At 54.8% G+C, this 1,041-nt stretch carries 1 pseudogene; it reads right to left on the bottom strand.

What is annotated here, in order from left to right:
* Positions 1 to 70: 70 nt before the first annotated feature.
* A pseudogene (locus ACTHUT_RS21080) lies at positions 71 to 1,041 on the bottom strand (MMPL family transporter); the annotation flags it as partial.

The following is a 1,041-nucleotide window of genomic DNA, read 5'->3' as shown; positions in this document are numbered from 1 at the left end:
GCCTTTTGCAATTTGGCGATAGAAGTTGAAACAAAATATCGCTTCAATTTCAATCGTCTTCATCTTTTGTCTAATTTTTCAACAATGTGCCTGCCAGCCAAATATTGAATGCCACGCCGATGGTAACCGTCATGCCGAACGCGGCAACAGCGGGTGTGCTGCTGATGGCGAGCAGGGCAAAGGAAATGGCTGTCGTCGCGGCGGCAAGCAGCATGCCGCCTAATTTTGCCGGGGCGCTGTGGTGTGCGGTGGCGGCATAGACGGCATAGTCCACGCCGATGGCGGACACTAAAAGCAGGCCGAACATGGCAAACAGGCTGACGGGAATGCCTGCCAAACCGAGTACGGCAACGGTGCAGATGGCCGCGGCCAGCGGCACGGCAAGTATTTTGCTGCCGCGTTTGAAACCGAACATTTTCCACAAGAGCAACCATGCCAACGCATAGGAAGCCAGTTTCAACCATGCGGCCTGATTGCGCGTGTGGTGGAAAAGTTCGTTTAAGTGGGCACGCTTGTCTGCCCAGTGTACGCCGGAGACGTGTTGAGCTACGGCGCGTACGGCAGCTTCATCGGTCATGCCGTTCAAACGCACGACGGCAGCAAAACGGCCTGGTTCCACTTCGCCCAAATACAAGGAACGCCAAGCTTCTGCCAAATCGGTATTCAGGCCGTCTGAAAGCGACAATGGTTGCGTATCGGCAGCTTGCAGCAGGGCATCACGCACGGTTTTGCGCGGAATACCGATTTCGGTAAGCGGTTTCCAGCTATCAGGCAATTTGGTCAATTCGCGCAGGCGGTTTTGCAGTTTTTGCTGTTCCGTTGTCGGCAGGATGAATTGGTCGGGCGATTGGATGCCGGACAGTTTTCCTTGCGCGATTAAGGGCTGCAGGGCGCGGCCGAGTTCAGCGGTTTTCTTCAATAGGGCATCTTCGCTTTGTGCTTCGGCCACCAAATATTTGCCGCCAAAATCCGTGCCGCTCAACTGGCCGATTTGTTGTACTTCGGTCAACATCGCGGTCGGCATATTGACCCATTGACGGA

The organism is Neisseria sp. P0022.S010 (assembly GCF_051956635.1).
The sequence above is the reverse complement of the archived record's forward strand: the minus strand, read 5'-3'. Positions and strand labels throughout refer to the sequence as shown.